General features: G+C 63.7%; 24 protein-coding genes. 8 read left to right on the forward strand and 16 right to left on the reverse strand.

Translation table 11 applies throughout. The annotated features are described in order from the left end of the window. Positions 1 to 124 precede the first annotated feature (124 nt). From ABIC09_RS25750 to ABIC09_RS25760, 3 genes are all read right to left on the reverse strand, one after another. Positions 125 to 724 (reverse strand): TetR/AcrR family transcriptional regulator, encoded by a 600-nt coding sequence (locus ABIC09_RS25750; RefSeq protein ID WP_354084863.1) that lies wholly within the window; start codon positions 722 to 724, stop codon positions 125 to 127. Positions 725 to 757: 33 nt separating this feature from the next. Continuing rightward, positions 758 to 3895: an efflux RND transporter permease subunit gene (locus ABIC09_RS25755; protein WP_354084864.1), complete on the reverse strand. Its 3138-nt coding sequence runs from the start codon at positions 3893 to 3895 to the stop codon at positions 758 to 760. Positions 3896 to 4073: 178 nt separating this feature from the next. Next, positions 4074 to 5180, reverse strand: coding sequence for an efflux RND transporter periplasmic adaptor subunit (locus ABIC09_RS25760; protein ID WP_148755575.1), 1107 nt, complete (start codon positions 5178 to 5180; stop codon positions 4074 to 4076). Between the two features lie 116 nt (positions 5181 to 5296). On the opposite strand from ABIC09_RS25760, the gene ABIC09_RS25765 reads away from it, so the two are divergent. Both ABIC09_RS25765 and ABIC09_RS25770 read left to right on the forward strand, forming a co-directional pair. After that, positions 5297 to 5575 carry an antitoxin MazE family protein gene (locus tag ABIC09_RS25765; protein WP_354084865.1) on the forward strand — a complete coding sequence of 93 codons (279 nt, stop codon included), beginning with the start codon at positions 5297 to 5299 and terminating at the stop codon, positions 5573 to 5575. Then, positions 5572 to 5925, forward strand: a complete 354-nt coding sequence (locus ABIC09_RS25770; protein WP_354111016.1) for a type II toxin-antitoxin system PemK/MazF family toxin — start codon at positions 5572 to 5574, stop codon at positions 5923 to 5925. The genes ABIC09_RS25765 and ABIC09_RS25770 overlap by 4 nt, the downstream gene beginning before the upstream one ends. A 56-nt stretch (positions 5926 to 5981) precedes the next feature. On the opposite strand, the gene ABIC09_RS25775 is transcribed toward ABIC09_RS25770, so the two are convergent. Continuing rightward, positions 5982 to 7322, reverse strand: coding sequence for an MFS transporter (locus ABIC09_RS25775; protein WP_354111017.1), 1341 nt, complete (start codon positions 7320 to 7322; stop codon positions 5982 to 5984). 76 nt (positions 7323 to 7398) lie between these two features. Between ABIC09_RS25775 and ABIC09_RS25780 the strand changes: the two genes are divergently transcribed. Next, positions 7399 to 7884, forward strand: coding sequence for a ribosomal maturation YjgA family protein (locus ABIC09_RS25780; protein ID WP_354111018.1), 486 nt, complete (start codon positions 7399 to 7401; stop codon positions 7882 to 7884). On the opposite strand, the gene ABIC09_RS25785 is transcribed toward ABIC09_RS25780, so the two are convergent. Next, positions 7850 to 8884: a LacI family DNA-binding transcriptional regulator gene (locus ABIC09_RS25785; RefSeq protein ID WP_354033813.1), complete on the reverse strand. Its 1035-nt coding sequence runs from the start codon at positions 8882 to 8884 to the stop codon at positions 7850 to 7852. The two genes, ABIC09_RS25780 and ABIC09_RS25785, sit on opposite strands and share 35 nt — an antisense overlap. Before the next feature lie 203 nt (positions 8885 to 9087). Here ABIC09_RS25785 and ABIC09_RS25790 point away from each other — a divergent pair, with 203 nt between their 5' ends. Next, positions 9088 to 10029: an NAD(P)-dependent oxidoreductase gene (locus ABIC09_RS25790; RefSeq protein ID WP_148755571.1), complete on the forward strand. Its 942-nt coding sequence runs from the start codon at positions 9088 to 9090 to the stop codon at positions 10027 to 10029. Between the two features lie 17 nt (positions 10030 to 10046). Here ABIC09_RS25790 and ABIC09_RS25795 read toward each other — a convergent pair whose 3' ends face one another. From ABIC09_RS25795 to ABIC09_RS25805, 3 genes are all read right to left on the reverse strand, one after another. Further along, positions 10047 to 11207: a winged helix-turn-helix domain-containing protein gene (locus ABIC09_RS25795; RefSeq protein WP_354111019.1), complete on the reverse strand. Its 1161-nt coding sequence runs from the start codon at positions 11205 to 11207 to the stop codon at positions 10047 to 10049. 109 nt (positions 11208 to 11316) lie between these two features. After that, the gene (locus ABIC09_RS25800; protein WP_148755569.1) at positions 11317 to 11571 is read right to left on the reverse strand and encodes a hypothetical protein; all 255 of its coding nucleotides are present in this window, start codon (positions 11569 to 11571) and stop codon (positions 11317 to 11319) included. 121 nt (positions 11572 to 11692) lie between these two features. Continuing rightward, on the reverse strand, positions 11693 to 11938 hold the full coding sequence (locus tag ABIC09_RS25805) for a hypothetical protein (protein ID WP_148755568.1): 246 nt from the start codon (positions 11936 to 11938) through the stop codon (positions 11693 to 11695). Positions 11939 to 12262: 324 nt separating this feature from the next. Here ABIC09_RS25805 and ABIC09_RS25810 point away from each other — a divergent pair, with 324 nt between their 5' ends. Further along, positions 12263 to 12904: an OmpA family protein gene (locus tag ABIC09_RS25810; protein ID WP_354033763.1), complete on the forward strand. Its 642-nt coding sequence runs from the start codon at positions 12263 to 12265 to the stop codon at positions 12902 to 12904. Between the two features lie 65 nt (positions 12905 to 12969). Here the strand turns inward: ABIC09_RS25810 and ABIC09_RS25815 are convergent, their stop codons facing one another. Then, positions 12970 to 14217: a phospholipid carrier-dependent glycosyltransferase gene (locus ABIC09_RS25815; protein ID WP_354111020.1), complete on the reverse strand. Its 1248-nt coding sequence runs from the start codon at positions 14215 to 14217 to the stop codon at positions 12970 to 12972. 217 nt (positions 14218 to 14434) lie between these two features. On the opposite strand from ABIC09_RS25815, the gene ABIC09_RS25820 reads away from it, so the two are divergent. Continuing rightward, entirely contained in the window at positions 14435 to 15136 is a 702-nt protein-coding gene (locus ABIC09_RS25820; RefSeq protein WP_354111021.1) for a FecR family protein, read from the forward strand. Beyond that, positions 15136 to 16293, forward strand: a complete 1158-nt coding sequence (locus tag ABIC09_RS25825; protein ID WP_354111022.1) for a hypothetical protein — start codon at positions 15136 to 15138, stop codon at positions 16291 to 16293. Before ABIC09_RS25820 ends, ABIC09_RS25825 begins: the two co-directional genes overlap by 1 nt. Before the next feature lie 126 nt (positions 16294 to 16419). On the opposite strand, the gene ABIC09_RS25830 is transcribed toward ABIC09_RS25825, so the two are convergent. From ABIC09_RS25830 to ABIC09_RS25840, 3 genes are all read right to left on the reverse strand, one after another. Further along, positions 16420 to 16908, reverse strand: a complete 489-nt coding sequence (locus ABIC09_RS25830) for a VOC family protein (RefSeq protein WP_354111023.1) — start codon at positions 16906 to 16908, stop codon at positions 16420 to 16422. 27 nt (positions 16909 to 16935) lie between these two features. Further along, on the reverse strand, positions 16936 to 17364 hold the full coding sequence (locus tag ABIC09_RS25835) for a VOC family protein (RefSeq protein ID WP_354111024.1): 429 nt from the start codon (positions 17362 to 17364) through the stop codon (positions 16936 to 16938). Positions 17365 to 17492: 128 nt separating this feature from the next. Then, positions 17493 to 18005, reverse strand: coding sequence for a cupin domain-containing protein (locus tag ABIC09_RS25840; RefSeq protein WP_354111025.1), 513 nt, complete (start codon positions 18003 to 18005; stop codon positions 17493 to 17495). A gap of 127 nt (positions 18006 to 18132) precedes the next feature. Here ABIC09_RS25840 and ABIC09_RS25845 point away from each other — a divergent pair, with 127 nt between their 5' ends. Then, entirely contained in the window at positions 18133 to 18351 is a 219-nt protein-coding gene (locus tag ABIC09_RS25845) for a CsbD family protein (protein WP_148755560.1), read from the forward strand. A gap of 84 nt (positions 18352 to 18435) precedes the next feature. Here ABIC09_RS25845 and ABIC09_RS25850 read toward each other — a convergent pair whose 3' ends face one another. From ABIC09_RS25850 to ABIC09_RS25865, 4 genes are read right to left on the reverse strand one after another with little or no spacing between them, the layout of a single operon-like run. Beyond that, the gene (locus ABIC09_RS25850) at positions 18436 to 18900 is read right to left on the reverse strand and encodes an FKBP-type peptidyl-prolyl cis-trans isomerase (protein WP_148755559.1); all 465 of its coding nucleotides are present in this window, start codon (positions 18898 to 18900) and stop codon (positions 18436 to 18438) included. 60 nt (positions 18901 to 18960) lie between these two features. Then, on the reverse strand, positions 18961 to 21252 hold the full coding sequence (locus ABIC09_RS25855) for a xanthine dehydrogenase family protein molybdopterin-binding subunit (RefSeq protein WP_354111026.1): 2292 nt from the start codon (positions 21250 to 21252) through the stop codon (positions 18961 to 18963). Positions 21253 to 21254: 2 nt separating this feature from the next. Next, positions 21255 to 22271 (reverse strand): FAD binding domain-containing protein, encoded by a 1017-nt coding sequence (locus ABIC09_RS25860; protein ID WP_354111027.1) that lies wholly within the window; start codon positions 22269 to 22271, stop codon positions 21255 to 21257. Positions 22272 to 22275: 4 nt separating this feature from the next. Continuing rightward, positions 22276 to 22890 (reverse strand): (2Fe-2S)-binding protein, encoded by a 615-nt coding sequence (locus ABIC09_RS25865; protein WP_354111028.1) that lies wholly within the window; start codon positions 22888 to 22890, stop codon positions 22276 to 22278. Positions 22891 to 22905 lie beyond the last annotated feature (15 nt).

The raw sequence follows: 22905 nt of genomic DNA on the forward strand, positions 1-22905 counted from the left end.
TCCGCAGGACGCAGACTGGATTGCTTCGCTGCGCTCGCAATGACGGAGATTGTTGATCCGTCCTTGCCCGCCATCGTCTCGCGGGGGCGGCAGATCCACTTATAGGAGGAATTCCAGCGCCCTGTCAGTGGCGCGGCGACAGACCCGCGATGACGAAATCGATCATCTGGTCGATGCTCGGGCCAGGCTTGGTGGCGCACTGGGCGATCATCTGGGGGTGGAAGAAGCGCATCATGGCGGTGCAGGCGCAGAGCGACGCCAGCTGCAGGTCCGGCGCCTCGAACTCACCGGTGGCGGCGCCCTGGGCGATCATCTGACCGATGAAGCCGGCAATGCACTCCATATGGGTGACGCAGACGTCCCAGTCCTCCTGCATCGCGATCTCGACCATCTCATGCAGCTTGGAGTCGCCGACATAGCGCTCGGTGTTCATGCGGTTGATGGTGGTGAGCAGCTCGCGGAAGCGCTCGAGCACCGGACCGGGCCTCGCCACGATCCGCTGCGCCTCCAGCTCGACCTCACCCATCAAGCTCCGCGCCACCGCCTGGTGGATCGCCTTCTTCGATTCGAAGAAGCGATAGACGTTGGCGGGGCTCATCCGGAGCTCTTTGGCGATGTCCCCGACCGTGGTCTTCTGGTAGCCGATCACGCGGAACAGCCGCTCAGCCACCTCGAGAATACGATCCCGGGTGTCGCCCTCGATATGTTCCGCAACCAGTGTCATCTGTCAGGACTCGTCTGTCGGTAGTCTTCTCATTTATTCAGCCGCTTCAGCAAGCGGAATTGCTTCCTGGTCATCGCTCCCATGCTGCGGCGCGGCAGGCTGCTCGGGGGTGCCGGCCTCGTCCAGGCTCTTTCTGAACCACAGGGCATAGAGGCCCGGCAGATACAGCAGCGTCAGGAAGGTCGCGACGAACAGGCCGCCCATGATCGTGATCGCCATCGGGCCCCAGAATGCCGAGCGCGACAGCGGGATCATGGCGAGGATGGCGGCGAGCGCCGTCAGCACCACTGGACGGGCGCGGCGGACGGTCGCCTCCACGATCGCCTCTCGGCGAGTCAAGCCATGAGAAACGTCGGTCTCGATCTGGTCCACCAGGATGACCGCGTTGCGCATGATCATGCCGGCGAGCGCGATCAGGCCGAGCAGCGCCACGAAGCCGAACGGCGCGTTGGCGACGTTGAGCCCCAACGAGGCGCCGACGATGCCGAGCGGTGCGGTCAAAAACACCAGGATCAGGCGCGAGAAGCTCTGCAGCTGGATCATCAACAGCGTCAGCATCACCATGACCATCAGCGGGAAGAGGATGAAGATCGAGGCATTGCCCTTGGCGGACTCCTCGAACGCCCCGCCCGGCTCGATCCGGTAGGCCGGCTCAAGCTGGTCCTTGATGGCTTGCAGCTTCGGCGCGATCTGGCCGGTGACGTCGGGCGCCTGCACGCCGTCGACGACGTCGGAGCGCACGGTGATCGCCATGTCGCGGTTGCGCCGCCACAGGATCGGCTCCTCGTGGGCATATTCGATCTTGGCAATCTGCTGCAGCGGTACGGCGACGCCATTGCGCGAGGTGATGGTGAGATCGCCGACGCCGCCGAGATCGAGACGCTCGGACGGGATCGCTCGCGCAACCACGCCGACCTTCTCGATGCCGTCGCGCACGGTCGTCACCTGCGCGCCGGAGATCAGCATGGACAGCGCCTGCGAGACGTCCTGCGGGGTCAGGCCCATGGCGCGGGCGCGATCCTGGTCGACCACGAGCTTGAGGTAAGGTGACTGCTCGTTCCAGTCGAGCTGGACGTCCTTGACGTTCTTGTTCTCGCGCATGACATCGCGGACCTGGTAGGCGATCTCGCGCACCTTGTTGGCGTCGGGACCGATCACGCGGAACTGGACGGGGAAACCGACCGGCGGACCGAAATTGAAGCGATCGACGCGCACGCGGGCCTCCGTCAGCGTGCCGTCGGCGACAGCACCCTCGATCTTGGCCTTGACGCGCTCGCGCGCCTCGACGCCCTTGGCGACGATGACGATCTCGGCAAAGGCCTCGTTCGGCAGTTGCGGATTGAGGCCGAGCCAGAAGCGCGGCGAACCCTGGCCAACATAGGACGTATAGGTCTCGATATCCTTGTCGTCCTTGAGCAGCGTCTCGGCCTTCTTCACGGCCTTCTCGGTGACGTTGAAGGCGGTGCCTTCGGGCAGGCGCAGCTGGAGGAACAGCTCAGGCCGCTCCGACAGCGGGAAGAACTGCTGCTGGACGTGGCCGAATCCAACGATCGAGGCGACGAACACGCCGACGGTCGCGACCACGACGGTGATGCGGTGATTGACGCACCATTGCACGATCGCGCGCAGGCCGCGGTACATGCGGGTCTCGTAGACCGCGTGCGGATCGTGATTGTGATGCACCTTGATGTTGGGCAGCAGCATGACGCCGATATAGGGCGTGAAGATCACGGCTACGAACCAGGAGGCGACCAGCGCGATCGCCACGATCCAGAAGATGCTGCCGGCATATTCGCCGACCGCGGAATTGGCAAAGCCGATGGGGAGGAAGCCAGCGGCCGTGACCAGCGTTCCCGTGAGCATCGGAAACGCAGTTGATTCCCAGGCAAAGGACGCTGCGCGCATGCGGTCCCAGCCCTGCTCCATCTTCACCACCATCATCTCGACCGCGATGATGGCGTCGTCGACGAGCAGGCCGAGCGCGATGATCAGCGCACCGAGCGTAATACGGTGCAGGTCGAGCGACATCGTGTTCATGACGATGAAGACGATGCCGAGCACCAGCGGCACCGAGAGCGCGACCACGATGCCGGTGCGCCAGCCGAGCGCGAGGAACGACACGAACAGCACGATCACCAGCGCTTCCATGAAGGAATGCACGAACTCGCTGACGGCGTGCTCGACCACCTTGGGCTGATCGGCGATAAGCTTGACGTCGACGCCCTGCGGCACGGCCTTCATGAATTCCGCGGTCGCCTTCTCGACCTCCTTGCCGAGATCGAGGATGTTGGCGCCCTTGGCGGTGACGACGCCGATACCGATCGCGGGCTTGCCTTCCTGGCGGACGACGAAGCTCGGAGGATCGACATAGCCGTGGGTGACGGTGGCGATGTCGCCGAGGCGGAACACGCGGCCGTCGCTCTCGACCGGGGTCTCGGCCACCGCCTTGGCGCCGTCAAGCGCACCGGTGACGCGCAGTGGCACGCGCTGCGACGAGGTTTCGACCGTACCGGCCGGCGTCACGTTGTTCTGCTTGGCGAGCGAATCGAACAGCGCCTGCGGCGTGATGCCGAGGGTGGCGAGCTTGGCGTGCGAGAATTCGACGAAGATGCGCTCGTCCTGATTGCCGTAGACGTCGACCTTGGTCACGCCGGGCACCTTGAGCAGGCGCTGACGAAAACCTTCGGAGACCTTCTTGAGCTGGGCGTAATCGGCACCGTCGCCGGTCATCATGTAGAGGATGGAATCGACGTCAGAGAACTCGTCATTGACGACGGGTCCCAGAATGCCTGCGGGCAACTGGCCCTGCACGTCGACCAGCTTCTTGCGCAGCAGATAGAACAGATACGGCACGTCCTTGGGCGGCGTGGAGTCGCGGAAGGTTACCTGAAGCGCGGTGAAGCCGGGTTTGGAATAGGTCTGCACCTTCTCGAAGTAGGGCAGCTCCTGAATCTTCTTCTCGATGGGGTCGGCGACCTGGGCCTGCATCTCCTGCGCGGTCGCGCCCGGCCACATCACGGAGACGTTGACCACCTTCACGGTGAAGAACGGATCCTCAGCGCGGCCGAGCTTCTGATAGGAGAAGAAGCCAGCGACGCCGAGCACGAGCATCAAGAACAGGACCAGCGTCGGATGGCTGACGGCCCAGGCCGAAAGATTGAAGCGCTTCATCGCACTCTCCGGAAAAAACGATCCAATTGCCAAAAACGACAGCCACTCTGTTCAAGGCGTCGTCGCGAGGCAGCGAAGCAATCCAGGGGGCTGGGCAGGTTCTGGATCGCTTCGCCGCTTCAGCCTTTGCGTAGGGGCACAGGCCGAAACTCACCTCACACGACGTAACTCGTAATCTCTAGAACGACAGTGACGACACGACCCGCACCTTCTGGCCGGGATCGAGCTTCTGCACGCCGAGCGTGACGATCTTGGCGCCCTCGTCGACACCGCTGGTGATGACGACGTCGTTACTATCGTAGGACTTCACCGCCACCGGCTTCAGCGTGACCGCGCCATTGTCGTCGACGACGAAGAAGGACGGCTTGCCGCCTTCGTTGAACAGCGCCGACAGCGGCAGCCGCGCGACACGCTCGGTAGCAGCGTCCGACAGCGTCAGCGTCGCGGTCATGCCGAGCGAAACCTTGTCGTCGGCCTCGGGCAGCGAGAACTTCGCGAGATAGGTGCGCGTCGCGGAATCCGCGGTGGGCGCGATCTCGCGCAGCTTCGCCGTGTACTTCTTGTCCGGCTCCGACCAAAGAGTGACGCTGGCGGCGCCCGACTTGGCACGTCCGACCAGCGTCTCAGGGATCGCGACGACCGCTTCCTTTTCGGCAAAGCGGGCGACACGGATCGAGGTCTGGCCTGCGGCAACCACCTGGCCCGGCTCGATCAGCGTTGCGGTGACGACGCCACGGGCGTCGGCGTTGAGCGTCGCGTAGGAGAGGGAATTCTTGGTCAGCTCGACCGAGCGGACGGCGCGGTCGAGGCGCGCACGGGCTTCGTCGGCGGCGGCGCGGCTCGAATCCATCGCTGCGTCCGTGGTCCAGCCCTTGGCTTTCAGATCCTTGGCGCGCTGCTCGGCCGCGGCAGCCTGCGCCAGCACGCCGGTGGCCGCGGTCTGCTCGGCGACGGCCTGCTCGGCCTGGAGTTTCAGGTCAACCTCATCGAGGGTGGCGAGCGGCTGGCCGACTTCGACCGTCTGGCCGACCTCGACGAGGCGTTTTGCGACCTTACCGGCGACGCGGAAGCCCAGATCGCTCTCGATCCGGGGCCTGACGGTGCCGACGAAGCTGCGCTCCGGGGTCTCGGCATCATAATGGGCGGTTGCGACCAGGACCGGCCGCGGCGGCTCGGCTTTTTGTGCCACGGTATCATTGCACCCGGCCAGCGCAGCGGCCATCAGGGCCAGCGACACACCTGCCAAGAGCCTGGAATAGCTGGACAAAACGGACCGAACGAACATCGGAGGACACTCCTGCGTCTGCAATGAGAGGAATGTCGACTAATCACTGATAAAAGTCAATAATCGTCAGTCATCAGAAAAGCGTGATCGTTAAGGGGTGGTAAGGAGTCATGCGGTTGGCGGAACTCCCTTATCCTGATATGGTTACATGTAACCGAATGGAGGAACCCGTGCCGTCCTCTTCCAAGCCAAAGTCATCGCGAGCGAAGGTCCGCGAGCATCGAGAGCGGCTGCGCGCGCAGGGGCTCCGTCCGATCCAGATCTGGGTTCCGGATGTGCGTTCAGCGTCCTTCAAGGCGGAAGCCCATCGCCAGTCACTGGCGGTCTCATCGAGCGCTCAGGAATATGACGATCAGGCTTTCATCGATTCCGTCTCCATTTTGAATGACGAATGAAGCGGGGCGAGATCTGGACACTCGCGGGGGGCAAAGACTATGCGGGAAAACCGCGTCCCGTGGTCATCGTCCAGGATGACGGTTTCGACACAGCGAACTCCGTTACGGTCTGTGCATTCACGACCAACGAGATTGAAGCGCCGCTATTCCGCCTGCCGGTCGACCAGACCGAACGCAATGGTCTACGGGTACGCTCCCGCCTGATGGTGGATAAAATTACCACCGTGCCAAGGTCCAAGATCGGAAAGTTTGTGGGACGGCTCGACGACGAGGACATTTTGCGTCTCAGCCGCGCCCTGCTGGTGTTTCTCGGATTGGCCGGTTCGCAGAAAGGCGCCGGCGCAGATTAGCCGGTAGCCCGGATTTGGCTTCAGCGAAATCCGGGCTAGCTAGGTCGGAGAGATAATTACCGCCCCGGTTCGGCGAACTCGTGCTTGGTCTCGTGGCCGCCGATGAACACCAGAATGCCGGCGAGCAGAGGCAGCACGGCCAGCACCAGCAGACCCGTCGAGGTCTGGCCGGTGGCTTCCTTGACCCAGCCGATCAGATAGGGTCCGCCGAAGCCGGCGAGATTGCCGATCGAGTTGATCAGCGCGATGGCGCCGGCGGCCGCGGTGCCCGACAGCCACGAGGTCGGCAAGGTCCAGAACACGCCGAAGACGCAGAACACGCCGATCGCGGCGAAGGTCAGCGCCACCATCGTCATGGTGGGATCGGAGATGTAGCTGGAGATGGCGAGCGCGACCGCGATCAGGATCATTGGCGCACCGACATGCATCACGCGTTCGCGCGTGGCGTCCGAATGCCGTGCCCACAGGATCATGGCTACCGTCCCGAACAGATAGGGGATCGCGGTGACGAAGCCGGTCTGGGCGTTGCTCAGCCCGAACGCCTTGACGATCTGCGGCAGCCAGAACTGCATGCCATAGAGCGCGCCGACGAAGCCGAAATAGACCAGGCTCAACGTGATCACCTTCGGCGACGACAGCGCTTCACCGAGCGTCATATGCTTCGCCGCGCGCTTGACCGCGATCTCGGAATCGAGCCGGCCCTTCAGCCAGGCCTTCTGCTCGGCCGAGAGCCAGTCCGCCTTCTCCGGCTTGTCGGTGAGATAGAACCAGGTGACGATGCCGAGCAGCACCGAGGGGATGCCCTCGAGAATGAACAGCCACTGCCAGCCCTTCAGACCCATCGCGCCGTCGAGCCCGAGCAGCAGGCCCGAGATCGGCGCGCCGATCACGGTCGAGACCGGCACGGCGATCGCGAAAGCCGCAAGGAAGCGGCCGCGATATTCGGCCGGGTACCAATAGGTGAGATAGAGGATGATGCCGGGGAAGAAGCCGGCTTCCGCGACGCCGAGCAGGAAGCGCAGGGCGTAGAAGCTGGTCACGCCGTTCACCAGCGCCATCAGTGCCGAGATGATGCCCCACGTCACCATGATGCGGGCGATCCAGCGGCTGGCGCCGAACTTCTCCAGCGCCAGATTGCTCGGCACCTCGAAGATGAAATAGCCGATGAAGAAGATGCCGGCGCCCCAGGAGAAGATCAGCGGCGTGAACTTCAACTCGGCGTTCATGGTCAGCGCGGCGAAGCCGAGATTGACGCGGTCGAGATAGGAGAAGAAATAGGCCAGTACCAGGAACGGGATCAGGCGCCAGGAGATGGCGCGGATGGTCGAAGTCTCGATGTCCGGCTTGTTTATATTCTCGGCCCCCGCGGAACCGGTATAGGTTGTGGTCTGGCTCATGGCTTCCCCCCGATTTGTTGCTTTTGTGAGCTAAAAGGCGGTTTTCAGCATCACGGGCAAAGAGTCAATGGAAGCCATGCACGGAGCGCAGCCGGTCAACACCATTGCGCTGCGACAGAGCATGCTGCTCCGCGCCGCCCTGGCTTTGATCGTGATCGCCTGCGGCCTGTCCCTACGCTGGTACGGCTTCCCGCTCGGCCTCCCCGCCTTCGTGGTGAAGTACGGCGGCTCGCTGCTATGGGCGACGATGGTGTTCTTGCTGGTCGGAGTTTTGGCACCACGGCTGTCGCGGAGCCAGCTTGCGGCCATCGCGATGGTGATTGCGATCGTTGTCGAGCTTTCGCGGCTGGTGCATACGCCCTGGCTCGATGCGTTCCGGCTGACCACAGCGGGTGCGTTGCTGTTGGGCCGAATCTTTTCGCTGTGGAATTTGGTCGCCTACCTCATCGGAATCGTGGCCGGCGTCTGGCTCGACAGCCGTGTCGCGAGCTTCGCCCAAGATCGGATCCTGCCTCGATGTCGCAAACTCAATTCGCAACAGGCCGGCTCGACCCGCGAATGATCAGCTCCGTCGGCACGGTGAGAGCACGGCCACATTCAATCTCGTCGCCGCGCATCCGCTCCAGCAGCATAGTCGCAGCGTGGCGGCCCATGGCCGCAAGATCCCACTCGATCGCCGTGATAGGCGGCGTGTGCAATTCGGCCAGGTCGGAGTCGCTGCCAGCCACCACCGAAATCCCGTCACCGACGGCAATGCTCATCGTCCGCAGGGCCCTCAGGCAGCCGCCGAGCATGTCCATCGCCGCGACGAAGAGCGCCGTCGGGGGGTTCGCGAGACTCATGAGCGACGCCGTCGCCCGATAGGCGTCTTCGCTCGAGAGCACGTTGTCTCGCAACAATCTCGGGTCCGGCGTGATGCCCGCCGTCGAACACGCCGCGCGAAATCCCTCCAGGCGGCTTCGCGACGGAAAGGCCTTGATGTCGCCGACGAGCATGGCAATCCGCCGATGCCCAAGGCCGAGCAGATGGCTCGTCGCAAGCCGCGCGCCCTGGCGATGATCGGCCGTGACGCGATCGAGCGCCTCGATGCGATCGCGGTCGATGAGCATGACCGGCATCGGCGCCTCCGACAGCGCTTCGCGCACGTCGCGGTGCTCCTCGTCGCTCAGCGTCATCATCACGCCATCCACCCGGCGCCTACGGAAGGCCCGCAGCAAGGCGATTTCGACCTCGGGGCGGTTGGTCGTGCTCGCCAGAAGCAAGGTGTATCCGGCCTCGCGTAGAACCGCCTCGGCCTCCTTGATGAACAACGCGAAGCGCGGGATGTCGAAATCGCGAATCGCGCAGGCCACGAGCCGCGAGCGTCCCGCGCGCATGCTCTGCGCCGTGACATCGACCTCATAGCCGAGATGCGCCATGGCCCTTTCGACGCGTTCGCGCAGCTCCCGGGCCACCGTAGGATGATCATTGAGCACACGGGATACAGTGCCGACCGCGACACCGGCCTCTCGGGCCACGTCCTTGACTTTTACAGTTTGCGAACGGCGTGGCTGTGACAACATGCCGATTATATGAACCGGTTCATCATATGGGACAAGGGTTTTGACAGAAATTGTAGAAGTTTCCATCGCTCGCACAAAGGCCCCTCGAATCTCGTATGAACCGGTTCATTGACTCTGGCGCCGGACTTGGCACAATGGCGGCAACGCTGAAAGCCGCACGAGGAGATCCCATCCTCTCGATCGGACGATTCCGGAGAAGAGCCATGCCTCAGCCCAAGGTCGCCTTTGTTGGATTTGGCGAGGCCGCACAATGCTTTGCCAAGCATCTCGCGGCGCAGACCGATGCGCCGATGGTCGCGTTCTGTCAGGGCAAGACGAATGCACCGCCCTACTCGCAAGCCTTTCGCGCGATGGCGGCCGGTTGCGGCGTCACGCTGGTCGAGCGACTTGACGATTTGTCGGACGCGGACGTGATCTTTTCCGCGGTCGTCGTTGCGGTTGCAGCCGAGACCGGCGAGGCAATATCCAGAATCGTACGTCCCGGCTGTCTCGTGGCGGACATCAATGCCGCGAGCCCGCGAACGAAAAGGCGTGTCGCCGAAGCCGTCGAGGCGCGCGGCGGCGTGTTCGCGGACACGAATCTGATGGGTTCGGTCGACCTCTATGGCGCCGCGGTCCCGCTCTATGCGTCCGGCAGCGGCGCCGAGCGCTTCTCAGACATTTTCAAGCCACTCGGTTTTCGCATCGAGGTGGCGGGTCCACAAGCTGGAACAGCAGCGGCCGTGAAGATGCTGCGGAGCGTGGTGACGAAGGGCATGGAAGCGCTGCTGGTCGAGGCCCTGACCGCCGCAACGCTCGCCGGCGTGCGCGAGGAAACCATGCGCGGGCTTTGCGCGTCGATGGATGCCACCACGTTCAGCAAGTTCCTGGACATGTGCGTCCGCTCCGACGTGCTGCATGCCGAGCGCCGCGCCGTGGAAATGGAGGGCGTGGTGGAGGGCCTGCGGGAATTGGGCTTCGACCCCCTGATGACGACCGCAACGGCGGAACGATTGAAGGTCTCTGCGCGGCTGGGCTTGCGGCAGGAATTTGCGCGACGCCCGGGCTATTCGGCCGACGACGTGCTGGACCGTTATGCGCATGTGGTGTCCGTCCATGGAGGCGAACCACGAGGCTCGCGCGGCGAACTCAAGAAGGGGCCGTAAAGTGCGGGCCTGACTTTTTACTCCGCGAGCTGAAACCGCTCGAAGCGATCAAGCTCATCCTCGATCTTCTGCTTGAGCTCCTTGCGCCCCGCCATCTTCTTGGCCTGCCCGAGCCAGGTCCATTTCTGCATCAAGAGCTTCTTGGCCTGCCGGTCCGTCTTGAGGTCGAGCGCGGCGACGATCTCGTCGCCGACCAGCACGGGCAGCGCGAAATAGCCGAGCTTGCGCTTGGCCTTCGGCACATAGGCCTCGAACAGATGGTTGTAGCCGAAGATGAGATTGGTGCGCTTGCGCTGGATGATCAGCGGATCGAACGGCGACAGGATGTGGACAAGATCCGGCGACACCTCATGCGGCTCCAGCGCGGACGGCTGCGCCCAATGCTCCTGCTTGCCGGCGCCCTCGATCGCGACCGGCATGAGCTCGCCGCGGCGAATGCGCGCGGCGATCAGGCTTGCCACCGCCTTCTTGCTCGGCGCATCGAGATGGCAGACCGAATCGAGGCTGACGACACCTTGCGAGCGCAACGCGCGGTCGAGCAGATAGGCCGTGATCTCCTTGGCCGAGGCCGGCTTCGGCAGCTTGTCCCAGCCGAAATGCCGCGTCATCAGATCATAGGTCTTGAGCATGCCCTGGCGCGCGCTGATGGTCGCGACGCCGGTGTAGAAGGCAAGCTGGAGCGCGCGCTTCGAGGGTTTTCGGCTCTGCCACAGATGCTCCTTCTCGGTGAGCACGTCGTCCTCGATGTCGCGGATCGTCAGCGGGCCGGCCCGCAACAGCCGCATCACCTTGCGCGTGTCGCCCGGCGTCACCGAGGCATACCATCTGTGCCCCTCGCGCTTGTGCTCGCGCATCGCCGGCAGGAAGAAGCGAAAATCGTTCGACGGCACATAGGACAGCGCATGGGTCCAGTATTCGAACACGCTCCTGTCGACGCTCTGGGCATGGCGCAGGTCGGCGCGGCTGTAGGACGGGATACGGCTGAACAGGATGTGGTGATGGCAGCGCTCGATCACGTTGATGGTGTCGATCTGCACATAGCCGAGATGGGAGACCGCATCAGCCACGGCCTGCGCGCCTTCCCCGAACGGCGCGCGCGTGTCGAGCCGCTGGGCGCGCAGCCAGATCTGCCGGGCCTGTGTCGTCGGGAGCGGAAGGGATTTTGGTGCGCGGGACATTGCGAAAGGCAATGTAGCGAGATTCGCGCCGGGAGAAAGAAGCAGGCTGCCAAAGAAAAAGCCGCGCTGCCATCTGCTGACAGCGCGGCTGGATGGTGCGGGCCGAGGCCTACTTCATCATCATCGCCTTCTGCGCCTTCATGTAGTGCATGCAGGCGCCCTTCATCTTGCCCATGCTCATGTCGGTGTTGACCATGGCCATTTCCTTGTTCGCGGCCGTCTTGGCGGGCGTGTCGGCCGGGCCGGTCATCATGGCCGTCGATTTCATCATGTTATCGCTGGTGCACGCCATCATCGCGGCGGATGCGGGCGAAACTGAAAAAGCGAACGCGACAAAGGCTGCGGCGGTGAGCAAGGTCTTCATCGAAATATCTCCTGAAGTAAAACGAAACCGGCGTCATGCCGGCATTCGCAATACGTATTCTCTGGCGAGAACGTTTCGCGGAGAAGATAATTTTCTTGCTGCAATGCGAAGGGAATCGGCCTCAGCGGCCGTCCTTCGGCGCCCTGGGCCTGTCACTGAGGCTACCGGTGGCGATATCGGGCTCGCAGGACGCCCTGCCGCGCCCCTCCGCCTGGCAGCGATAGACGCTGCCGGTGAGCCGATCGACCAGCCACATGCTCTCGTCGGTCGGAGCTTCGAGGCCGACATAGCGGGAGGTCACCCCCGTGATCAGCGTCGAGAGCAGGATCGCCACCGCAATCATCGCGGCGCCAATATAAATGGGCATGGGATTCAGAGACACAGTCCGATCCGGCGGGCCGCTGCGATAGACTTGATAGTCACTTGGCCTCGGCACTGGATGGAACTCGGCTCCCTCACCTGGCGATGTCTGACGAAGGGTGTCTGCTAGGCGCGCATCTGGCCGATTTCTTGTTCGCGAGCAGGCCATGCGGCGACGGCTTTGCGACGATCGATCTGCGCAGGGCGCCAACTAAAATGGGCTCGGAGGCCCTTGGCCACCCAACGTGACGAGGATCACATCCAAGCCTTTGAACCTACCCTATGCTTGCAGCATCAAATCGGCATCAGGCGTCACAGCGAGGATACGAAGATGACCCATTTCAATAAGTTTTTTGGGCTGAAGGCGATGACACTCACGGCCGCGCTGTCGATGACGGCGAGCCTGGCTTTCGCCGGCGACACCAACGTCTCCACCAACCAGATCCTGGATGCGTTGAAGCCCAGGCCGATCACCCGCGGCCTGTCCGTCGGTCCGCAGGCCGATCCGACGGCGCAGGCCAAGGAAGCGAGCTTCCTGAACACCGTGCGCAACCGGCAGACCCGCTCGCTGTCGATGGGCGAGCGAGATCAGATCGCCGAACTCGCGGCGACCAAGCCGAACATCGATCTGGAGATTCAGTTCGACTACAACTCGGCCGACATCGCCAAGACCTCGGTGCCGTCGGTGCAGGCGCTCGGCAAGGCGCTGTCCGACCCGTCGCTGAAGGGCTCGACCTTCGTCGTCGCCGGCCATACCGACGCGATCGGCACCGAAGCATACAATCAGGGCCTCTCCGAGCGTCGCGCCGACACCATCAAGAAGTATTTGGTGCAGAACTACAGCCTTAGCGGCAACGATCTTGTCACCGTCGGCTATGGCAAGACCAAGCTGAAGGACACCGCCAACGGCGCCGACCCGATCAACCGTCGCGTCCAGGTCGTGAACATGGACACCAAGACCGCGTCCAAATGATCTGAGAAGTGATTGCAGCAATCGACAAGCCGCCTGCCGCCAGAGTGGCAGGCGGCTTTCTGTTGTCAGATCCAGCTCTGGAACAGCATCAGCCGGTTGAACGTCTGCATCGACGTACCGACGAAGGCGGCTGAGATCGGCAGCATCACCACAAAGCCCATCGCGGCGACGCCGACATAGGCCCACAACAGCCAGCGCGGCAGGCCCTCCCTGTGCAGAACATAGACCAGCGCGAGCGAGGCCGCGGTTGCGGCCGGCAGATAATAATAGATGAAGCCCAGCGTGCGCGGCAGCAGCGCCCAGGCGAGCCAGAGGCCGAAATAGAACGCCGCAATCAGGAACGCATCCCAGCGACGCGCAACGATGAAGTCACGCAACACCACGACGAGCGCGAGCAGCGCCGGCCATGCGACCAGAGGATTGCCGAGGAAAACGACCGCCGCGACATTGTCGTCCGAGGTCTTGTCGAACAGGAACCACACGGGACGCGCGAGCAGCGGCCACGACGGCCACGAGCTCATGTAAGTATGGCCGGCGATCGAGGTGGTGGTGTTGTCGGCAAAGATACGACGCTGCGCCTCTATCAGATCCGGCAACGACACCCCGTAGAGCGGAACGAAGGCGGCGAGATAGGTCACGGCCGGCAACAGCGCAAAGCAGAGCGCAGCATGATGTGCTCTGAACTCTGGCCAGAGATCGGGGCGATACCAGTCGCTCGGCTCGGCGTCGGCAAACAGCGCGTGCCAGCCCTGCATCAGGCGGATCACCGCAACAATGACGATGCAGACACCGAGCGGAAACAGGCCGCTCCATTTGCAGGCGGCGGCGAGACCGAACAAGCTACCTGCGAGCGCGAACAGCGCCTGCGGCCGCTCTCGTCGAAAGCCGTGCATGAAGGCGGCGATGGCGAGCAGACCGAAGCCGAGTGCGAAGATGTCGAGCATCGCGATGCGCGCCTGCACATAGAGCATCTGGTTGAACGCCGCGATCAGCGCCGCTGCGATCGCGGGCCCTTGCGATCCGAACAGCGCGAGGCCGCAGAGATAGACCGCGACGATCGCGAGCGCACCGAACAGCGTCGCCGGATAGCGCCAGCCGAACGCATTGTCGCCGAATGTTGCGATCGAACCCGCGATCAGCTCTTTCGCCAGCGGCGGATGCATCGGATTGAGCATCGGCTGCGACGCGCCGGAGCCCAGCATCTGCCGCGCAGCCGGCACGTAATGCACCTCGTCGAACACGAACTTTTCCGGCGTCACCAGCCCGATCAGCAGCGCGAGATGCGCAGCCAGGAAGATCGCGACAGCGATCACTGCGCTTCGCGACAAATTCGGAACCGCATGTGCTTCAAGCGACTGCTGTAGGGCTACTTTGCGTGGCAAATCTGCGTCACCGCGAATAAAAAATAACTCAGCCGATCCATTGAACGCATTCTGCCGCAACTGTCACTAAGCTTACGCTCGTCCCGCGCCGCTTGTGATAATTCTGCCACAACACGGGTGCGCGATCAGGGATTTCGATCGGTATGATATGAATTTTCGTTTTCTGTTTTTCCCTTCACTGCTGGCGGCCACATTGTGCGCTGCGCCTTGCGCGCAGGCTCAAACGCGCGTCGGCGAAGCCGTCCTGGTTCAGAACGAAGTGGTGCGCGTCGCCGCGACGACGTCACCGATCAGCGTCGGCGACAGCATGTTGCGCGACGAGACCGTGCGCACCGGCGCCGACAGCGCAGCGCGCTTCGTCATGGCCGACAGCACCAATCTGTCGCTTGGACCGGGCGCGACGCTGAAGCTCGACCGCACCGTCTTCAACGACGAGCACAGCTATCGCGACGTCGCGATCCGCATGACCACCGGAGCATTCCGCTTCGTCACCGGACATTCGGAGAAAACCGCCTACAAGATCACGACGCCGCTCGCGACCATCGGGGTGCGCGGCACCACGCTCGACATCCTGTCGCAGCGCGGCCGTTCGGTCGTCGTGCTTCAGGAGGGCGCGGCCAGCGTCTGCACGTTGAACTTCCAATGCATCCAGCTCACCCAGCCTGGCGATACCGCGGTCATCACCTCGACCGGCGGCAAGGCCAGCATCACCGAGACCAACACCCCGCCCTGGACTTTCGCCGCCAACTGCGCTGCGAATGCCGGGCTTTGCTCCGTCAACCAGTATGCCGACGCCTCGCCGACCATCTCGCCCGCCGTCCATGACGATGGCATGCTGTGCGGGCGCTGATGGTGGGGAAGCTCGGCTTCAGACGCTTCGTCCTGGCTGGTGCATTGAGCGCATCCGCTGCGCTTGCGCTGTTTGCGCTCGACGCCGGTCCGGCCGCAGCCCAGGCGAGCTGCGAATCAGAGTGCGGCGGGCTGGGACCCTCCCCGTCACCGACATACTCGCCCTCGCCGAGCCCCTATCCGTCACCCTCCCCGAGCCCGTCTCCGTCTCCAAGCCCGTCTCCGTCCCCAAGCCCGTCTCCGCCGCCGAGCCCGGCGCCGACCGGCTCCGATTCCAGCGGCAACTCGGTCAACGGCCTCGCCAACCAGCGCTTCAACCAGATGATCACCAACCGCGTGCTCGGTAACGTGCTGCTCGGCGTCAACGAGCAGGTCAATTGCAGCGACTGCATCAGCGCGTTCGGCTCGGCCGGCTCGTTCTCGGCCGGCATCCACGGCCGCAAGGAGCTGACGCCCAATCTGTCGCTGCTCGCCGGCCTCGCCTACACGCAGTACGGCGAGGGCGGCTACAACATCACCAGCGCACCGATCGGCGCCTTTGCGCTGCGCTATGACTTCACCGATTGGGGCTCGTCGCGTCCATTCTTCGACGTCGGTACGATCCTGACGCCGTGGGAGAAGGCGCGCTACACCCGCAGCTACAACACCAGCCTCGGCCCGGTGAGCGTGACCAGCTCGACCAACGCCGCGAACTACGCGGTCTATGGCCGCGCCGGCTGGATGAGCCGGTTGTCACCGCGCGACGAGGTCGCAGCCTCCGTCGAGGTCTGGCAGCTCTGGCAGCGCGTATCGGGCTATACGGACAACACCGTCGCGTTCAATCCGTTCGACGCCAGCATTGCGACCGGCACCGACCGCACCAGCCTGATCAAGATCGGCGGCCAGTGGACCCATCTCTTCGCAGGCAACATCGAGACCAACATCAACGGCGGCTGGGTGCAGTCGTTCGCAAGCCATAGCGGCATCGTCGCGACCGTGACCGGCGACGGCATGGTGGTGCCGACGATGGGCAACCAGGGCTGGTTCGAATATGGCGGCCGCCTCGGCTTCCGCGTGCAGAAGGGCTGGATCGTGGACCTCTTCGCCAACGGGACGCTAGGCCCGCAGCCGGTCGGCAACACCATCCACGGCGGCGTGGGGTTGAGGATTAGTTACTAGCCGCGAGCCCCAGTCTCGTAGGGTGGGCAAAGCGGAGCGTGCCCACCACTTCTTTCTCAACCGGAGACGAATGGTGGGCACGGCGCTGTCGCGCCTTTGCACCACCCTACGGCACCGATGTTGACGTCACGCCGCCGACTTGCCCTCGAACGCGCGCCGCAGCGCCTCGACATCGAGCTTCACCATTTTCATCATGGCCTGCATCGCGCGTGCGGCGGCTGCCTTGTCGGGGCTCGACAGGAAGTCGAACATCACTTTCGGCACCACCTGCCAGGACACGCCGTAGCGGTCATAGATCCAGCCGCACTGCTGCTCCTTGCCGCCGTTGGCCAGGAACGCATTCCAGACGCTGTCGACCTGGACCTGATCGTCGCAATGGATCATCAGCGACAGCGCGTGGGTATATTCCACCTTCATGCCACCGTTGAGCGCGACCAGCGGCTGGCCGGCCACCGCGAACTCGACGACGAGCACCGAGCCCTCCTTGCCGGACGGGTTGTCCGCAACATTGTGCTGGACGTGCGTGATCGCCGAATTCGGCACCAGCGAGACGTAGAACTTCGCGGCTTCCTCGGCGTCGCCGTTGAACCACATGCAGGGCACGAGCTTGGACATTGCGAATGCTCCTCTTCAGGGTTTCGATCAGGCGTTCGCCATGGCGGGCTTCGGGGGGACGGCTGCCACGTCCAGCCAGTTCACACCCCACATATGACCATCCGGATCCTCGAAGCTGCGGCCGTACATGAAGCTGTATTCGTCCTTCGGGCTGGGATCGGCCACTCCGCCCGCAGCCTCGGCCTTGCCGACGATATCGTCGACCTCGTTCCGGCTATCGGCGGACAGGCAGAACAGCGCCTGGTTCGAGGTCTTTGCATCGGCGATCGGCTTCGGCGTGAACTGGCGGAATTTGTCATGGGTCGTCAGCATCGCGTAGATGGTCTCCGAAAAGACCATGCAGCTCGCCGTGTCGTCACTGAACTGCGGGTTCCTGGTCGCGCCGATCCCCTCATAAAAGGCGGTCGCACGCTTGAGGTCGGTCACCGGCAGATTGAGGAAAATCATCCTGGGCATCGAAAGCTCCTTGGGCGGGTTCTTCCAAGGACGGATGGCTGGACCGCCATCCGACACGGCTTCCGAAATATTTTCCCGGCCGCCGGCTGCGGGATTCTGTCGCACCGAACCCCGCGCAGTCTTCGGCCTTACTTCTTCTCGTTCGGATCCCGGTGCACCGGATCGATCCACAGCACGGTCTCGGGCTTCTCGACCGGCTCGATGTCGAGATTGATCGCGACCGCCTCGCCGTCGCTGCGCACCAGCACGCATTCCAGCACCTCGTCGCGGCTGGCATTGATCTCCTGGTGCGGCACGTAGGGCGGCACGAAAATGAAATCGCCGGGACCGGCCTCGGCGGTGAATTGCAGGCTCTCGCCCCAGCGCATCCGCGCCTTGCCCTTCACCACGTAGATGACGCTTTCGAGATGACCGTGATGATGCGCGCCGGTCTTCGCATCCGGCTTGATGCTGACCGTGCCCGCCCACAATTTCTGTGCGCCGACGCGGGCGAAATTGATCGCGGCCGCACGGTCCATGCCTGCCGTCGACGGCACGTTGGTATCGAGCTGATTGCCGGGAATGACACGCACGCCGTCATGTTTCCAGCGATCGTCATGATCGTGTGCATTTTGGGAATGCGAGTGGTCATGGCCGGTCATTGATCTTGCTTTCTGTTGGTTCCGTGCGGGGCAAGCTAACCAAAGCCGCGACATCAAGCCATACCAAAATAGGAACCCTCGCGCGCGTCAGCTGTTGTCCCGGAGAGAAAACCGGAAGGAGAGTTTCATGGGTAGCACGAGCGACAAGATCAAGGGCGCCGCCAACGAAGCGATCGGCAAGGCCAAGCAGGACATCGGCGAAGCCACCGGTTCCGAACACCTGCAGGGCGAAGGCGCGGTCCAGGAGGTGAAGGGCAAGGGCCAGAAGGCCACGGGCGATGCCAAGGACGCCGCGAAGGAAGCGATCGATCGCGCCGCTGCGGCGGCACGCCGCGCGGCGGAGTAACGCGCGCAAGATCGAAACTGAAAGCAAAAAGACCGGCCGCGAGGCTGGTCTTTTTTTATCCATCCGCACTGACGGCGAAAGTCTTCACTTCACCGCGAGCAACTCGACGTCAAACATCAAGGTCGCGTTCGGCGGGATCACGCCGCCGGCGCCGCGCGCGCCGTAACCGAGCTGCGGCGGGATGATCAGCGTGCGCTTGCCGCCGACCTTCATCGTGGCAACGCCCTCGTCCCAGCCGGCGATGACGCGGCCCTTGCCGATGGGAAATTCGAATGGTTCGTTGCGATCGACCGAGGAGTCGAATTTCTTGCCCTTCTGGCCGTTCTCATAGAGCCAGCCGGTGTAGTGCATCACGCAAATCTGGCCGGGCTTCGGCGAAGCGCCGGTGCCGGCGACGCTGTCGATAGTCTGCAAGCCTGAAGCTGTGGTCATGGGTTTTCCTGCGGTCTGGGCCGATGCCGTGGTGGGGACGAATGTCGACACGCTGGCGATCACAGTGATCGCGAGGGCCGACATGATGGCGAGGAGCATGCGCTGGAAACGCTGCATAGAACACCTTCCGTTTGAGGCGGGAGGTGTCTAGCGCAACGAGCATGCGGTTTCCACCCCTCAGGCCTCGATATTTTCCAGCCGTACCGGCAGCTTGCGGATGCGCTGGCCGGTGGCGTGATAGATCGCGTTGCAGATCGCTGCATTGGTGCCGACATTGGCGAGCTCGCCGAGCCCTTTCGCGCCGGCCGGATTGATGTGATCGTCCTGCTCGGAGAGCAGGATCACCTCGACCCCGGGCACATCCGCATTCACGGGGACGAGATAGTCGGCAAAATTGTCGTTGACGTAGCGCGCGGTGCGCTCGTCGATCTCCGTGGCTTCCAGCAGCGCCGAGGACATGCCCCAGATCAGGCCGCCCATCAGCTGGCTGCGCGCTGTCCGCGGATTCATGATGCGGCCTGCTGCGAACGCACCGACCAGCCGTGGCGCGCGGATCTCGTGTGTGAAGCGGTTGATCCTGACCTCGACGAACTCCGCACCGAAAGCGTAGGCGACCTTGTCCTTCAAGGCGGCACCACCGACGAGGCGCACGTGGCCGCTATGCATTGCCTTGAAGGAATCCAGCGGCGCGCCGTCCGGCTTCCACTCGCCATATTCTTCGACCACGCTGGCACCGAGCGCGTCGAATGCCTTCTCCAGATCAAGCGGCCGGTCACTCTTCGCCGCCTGCGTCGTCGGCGTCTGGCCGATGCCGACCGTTTCCTTGGCCTTGTCCGTGAGGCTCTCGTTTGGCATCACTGCCTTGAACAATTTCTGGCGGACCTGGTCACACACCATCATCACCGCCGAGCAGGTGCTCGCGGTCGAGTTCGAGCCGCCCGCGACCGGCGCCGGCGGCAGATCGCTGTCGCCGATAAAGACCGAGACCTTCTCCAAGGGCACGCCGAGCCGCTCAGCCGCGGTCTGGGCAATGATGGTGTAGGCGCCGGTGCCGATCTCGTGGCCGGCGATCTCGACCCGGGTACGGCCGTCGCGCTGGAGGCGCACGCGTGCCGCCGACGGCCCCATCTGCGTCGGATAGCAAGTGGAGGCACAGCCATAGCCGACCAGCCAGTCGCCATCGGACATCGATCTGGGTGCGGCCGAGCGCTGCGACCAGCCAAAGGCTTTGGCCGCCTCGTCGAAGCACGCCATCAGCGATCGCGAGGTATAGGGCTTGCCGCCGATCGGCTCATTGGTGGTGTCGTTGACGCGGCGGAGCTCGACCGGATCCATGTTGAGCTTGACCGCGAGCTCGTCCATCGCGCTCTCCAGCGCGAACAGATACGGCACCTCCGGCGGCGAGCGCATGAAGCCTGGCGTGTTTCGATCCGCACGCACGATCGACACGAGGCTGTCGACGTTCGGGCAGGCATAGAGCCGCGTCGTGGTCTTGGTGCCACCGACGCAATAGGCGTCAGCGCGCGAGGATACTTCTGCGCCCTCGTGCCCGAGCGCAACCAGCTTGCCGTCGCGGCTGGCGCCGAGCTTGATCTCGTGGCGGGTCTCGGCGCGATAAGTTGCGATGGTAAAACCCTGGTCGCGGGTCGGGACCAGCTTGACCGGCCGGTTCAGCCGCTTGGCGATGCCGGCGATGATCGCGGTACGCGGCGTCATCGAGCCGCGCGAGCCAAAACCGCCGCCGACATAGGGATTGACCACCCGCACCTTGTCAGCATCGATACCGAGCTGCTCGGCGACGCCGTTCTTCAGGCCGTAGACATATTGGCTCGGCTCATAGATGACGAGGTTGTCGCCCATCCAGGCGCAGCTGGTCGAGAATAGCTCCATCGGGTTGTGATGCTGGGTCGGCGTGTCGTAGGAAGCGGTGAGCTTCACCTCGGCCTCCTCAAACGCCTTGGCGAAATCGCCGACCTGCGGATCTTCCCTGAATTGCGCGTTCTGGCCTTTCGCGGCAGCTTTCGTGGTTCCCGGCGAGTCGAAGCTCGCGCTCGGGGTGGCCGCCGAGTAGCCGACCTTGACGCGATTGGCGGCCTCGCGCGCAGCCTCATAGCTCTCTGCAACGACCACAGCGATGATCTCGCCGTCATGCGCGATGTCGGCCGATTTCAACGGCTGGATCGTGGTCCCGGCATAGCCGCCATTGCTGAAGAGCTTTGACTCCTTCAGCTTCGGCGCATTCTCGTGCGTGACAATGTCGATCACGCCGCGGACACGCTTGGCATCGCCGAGATCAAAGCTGTTGATGCGGCCCCTGGCAATCGCGCTGGTGACCAGGAACGCATAGGCAGGATTGTCCAGCGGCATATCGGACCCGTAGGTCGCCCGCCCCGTGACTTTTGCCGTTGCATCATAGCGCGGCACGGCCTGGCCCATGTTCGCCTTGGGCTCGGGAGCAGCAGCAGTCATGGTCAGATCTCCATCGTTACGGCCTGCTGGAGCGCGCGCGCCACCACGCGCTTGCCGAGCGCGATCTTGAAGCTGTTGTGCCGACGCCCCTTGGCGTCGGCGAATGCGGCGTCCGCAGCGCGCTGCGCCAGACCGTCATCGAACTTCCGGCCCTTGAGCAGCGCCTCCGTCTCTCGCGCGCGCCAAGGTACCGTGGCGACACCACCCAACGCGATGCGCGCATCCCTGATCGTGCCGTCCTGTACATCGAGCGCGACGGCGGCGGAGGACAGCGCGAATTCATAGGATTGCCGGTCACGCGCCTTCAGGTAGACGGAGCGCGGCCAGCGGCCGGGAATGACGAAGGCGGAAATCAGCTCGCCCGGTTGGAGCGAGGTCTCGATCTCGGGCGTGTTGCCGGGGGGCTTATGCAATTCCGCAAAAGGCATGCTGCGGGTCCCGGACCTGCCGGTGACCTCGACCGTGGCGTCCAGTGCGATCAGCGCCTGGGCGAAATCGCCGGGATAGGTCGCAATGCACTGCTCGGAGGTGCCAAGCACGGCATGCATGCGATTGACGCCATCCATTGCGGCACAACCGGAGCCGGGATTGCGCTTGTTGCAATTCTCGTAGGAAACGTCGCGGAAATAGCTGCAACGCGTCCGCTGCATCACGTTGCCGCCGAGCGTCGCCATATTGCGCAGCTGCGCGCTGGCGGCGAGCTTCAGGGAATCTGCAATGACTGGATAGTTGCGCTGGATGTCCTCATTCGCGGCGGCATCGGACATTTTTGCGAGCGCGCCGAGCCACAGGCTCCCACTCCCAGGCTCGATCGCCGACCAGCCCTGCGCGAGCGGATTGATGTCGACGATCGCGGCGGGCCGCATCACGTCGAGCTTCATCAAATCGATCAGCGTGGTGCCGCCGGCGAGTGGCTGTGCTGTGGCCTGCGTTAGCGGATTGTCGGCTGCCGCGGCGGCGCTGAGCGCCTGCACGGCCATGCTGGGGTCTGTCGCCCTCTGATATGAAAACGATCGCATGCGCCTAGCCTTTCATGATTTCGGGCGCGGCCTGCTTCACGGCGGCAACAATGTTGGGGTAGGCAGCGCAGCGGCAGATGTTGCCGCTCATGTACTCGCGGATGTCGGCATCGGTATTCGCGTGCCCCTCCTTCACGCAGGCAATCGCCGACATGATCTGGCCGGGCGTGCAATAGCCGCACTGAAACGCATCGTTGTCGACGAAGGCCTGCTGCATGGGATGCAGGCGGTCGTTGGTCGCGAGTCCTTCGATGGTCGTGATCTCCTGCCCTTCGGCCGCAAGCGCCAGCGTCAGACACGACACCACGCGCCGGTCGCCGATCAGCACCGTGCAGGCGCCGCATTGGCCGTGATCGCAGCCTTTCTTGCTGCCTGTGAGCTTGAGATGCTCGCGCAGCGCATCCAGCACCGTGGTGCGGGCGTCGAGGCTGAGGCGCTTGTCCTGGCCATTCACCCGCAGCGTGACATCGACCGGAAGCGCCGGATCCTGCGCCGCGGGCGCTCGCGCGTCCTGCGAGGCCGCACGCGCCGCCAGCGGAACAAGAGCGCTGCCGGCAGCACCGGCGATGAAAGCGCGCCGGTGGAATCCTGATTGTCGGGAACTTGAGGTATCGGACATGGACGGCCTCCGCCG

The organism is Bradyrhizobium sp. S3.12.5, from assembly GCF_040548225.1.
Lineage (GTDB): Bacteria > Pseudomonadota > Alphaproteobacteria > Rhizobiales > Xanthobacteraceae > Bradyrhizobium > Bradyrhizobium cytisi.

Bases quoted from the DNA above. Each gene is read 5' to 3' on its own strand.
- ABIC09_RS25750 (WP_354084863.1), bottom strand. From the start codon at position 724: ATGACACTGGTTGCGGAACATATCGAGGGCGACACCCGGGATCGTATT.
- ABIC09_RS25755 (WP_354084864.1), bottom strand. From the start codon at position 3,895: ATGAAGCGCTTCAATCTTTCGGCCTGGGCCGTCAGCCATCCGACGCTG.
- ABIC09_RS25760 (WP_148755575.1), bottom strand. From the start codon at position 5,180: ATGTTCGTTCGGTCCGTTTTGTCCAGCTATTCCAGGCTCTTGGCAGGT.
- ABIC09_RS25770 (WP_354111016.1), top strand. From the start codon at position 5,572: ATGAAGCGGGGCGAGATCTGGACACTCGCGGGGGGCAAAGACTATGCG.
- ABIC09_RS25775 (WP_354111017.1), bottom strand. From the start codon at position 7,322: ATGAGCCAGACCACAACCTATACCGGTTCCGCGGGGGCCGAGAATATA.
- ABIC09_RS25780 (WP_354111018.1), top strand. From the start codon at position 7,399: ATGCACGGAGCGCAGCCGGTCAACACCATTGCGCTGCGACAGAGCATG.
- ABIC09_RS25785 (WP_354033813.1), bottom strand. From the start codon at position 8,884: ATGTTGTCACAGCCACGCCGTTCGCAAACTGTAAAAGTCAAGGACGTG.
- ABIC09_RS25790 (WP_148755571.1), top strand. From the start codon at position 9,088: ATGCCTCAGCCCAAGGTCGCCTTTGTTGGATTTGGCGAGGCCGCACAA.
- ABIC09_RS25795 (WP_354111019.1), bottom strand. From the start codon at position 11,207: ATGTCCCGCGCACCAAAATCCCTTCCGCTCCCGACGACACAGGCCCGG.
- ABIC09_RS25800 (WP_148755569.1), bottom strand. From the start codon at position 11,571: ATGAAGACCTTGCTCACCGCCGCAGCCTTTGTCGCGTTCGCTTTTTCA.
- ABIC09_RS25805 (WP_148755568.1), bottom strand. From the start codon at position 11,938: ATGCCCATTTATATTGGCGCCGCGATGATTGCGGTGGCGATCCTGCTC.
- ABIC09_RS25810 (WP_354033763.1), top strand. From the start codon at position 12,263: ATGACCCATTTCAATAAGTTTTTTGGGCTGAAGGCGATGACACTCACG.
- ABIC09_RS25820 (WP_354111021.1), top strand. From the start codon at position 14,435: ATGAATTTTCGTTTTCTGTTTTTCCCTTCACTGCTGGCGGCCACATTG.
- ABIC09_RS25825 (WP_354111022.1), top strand. From the start codon at position 15,136: ATGGTGGGGAAGCTCGGCTTCAGACGCTTCGTCCTGGCTGGTGCATTG.
- ABIC09_RS25830 (WP_354111023.1), bottom strand. From the start codon at position 16,908: ATGTCCAAGCTCGTGCCCTGCATGTGGTTCAACGGCGACGCCGAGGAA.
- ABIC09_RS25835 (WP_354111024.1), bottom strand. From the start codon at position 17,364: ATGCCCAGGATGATTTTCCTCAATCTGCCGGTGACCGACCTCAAGCGT.
- ABIC09_RS25840 (WP_354111025.1), bottom strand. From the start codon at position 18,005: ATGACCGGCCATGACCACTCGCATTCCCAAAATGCACACGATCATGAC.
- ABIC09_RS25845 (WP_148755560.1), top strand. From the start codon at position 18,133: ATGGGTAGCACGAGCGACAAGATCAAGGGCGCCGCCAACGAAGCGATC.
- ABIC09_RS25850 (WP_148755559.1), bottom strand. From the start codon at position 18,900: ATGCAGCGTTTCCAGCGCATGCTCCTCGCCATCATGTCGGCCCTCGCG.
- ABIC09_RS25855 (WP_354111026.1), bottom strand. From the start codon at position 21,252: ATGACTGCTGCTGCTCCCGAGCCCAAGGCGAACATGGGCCAGGCCGTG.
- ABIC09_RS25860 (WP_354111027.1), bottom strand. From the start codon at position 22,271: ATGCGATCGTTTTCATATCAGAGGGCGACAGACCCCAGCATGGCCGTG.
- ABIC09_RS25865 (WP_354111028.1), bottom strand. From the start codon at position 22,890: ATGTCCGATACCTCAAGTTCCCGACAATCAGGATTCCACCGGCGCGCT.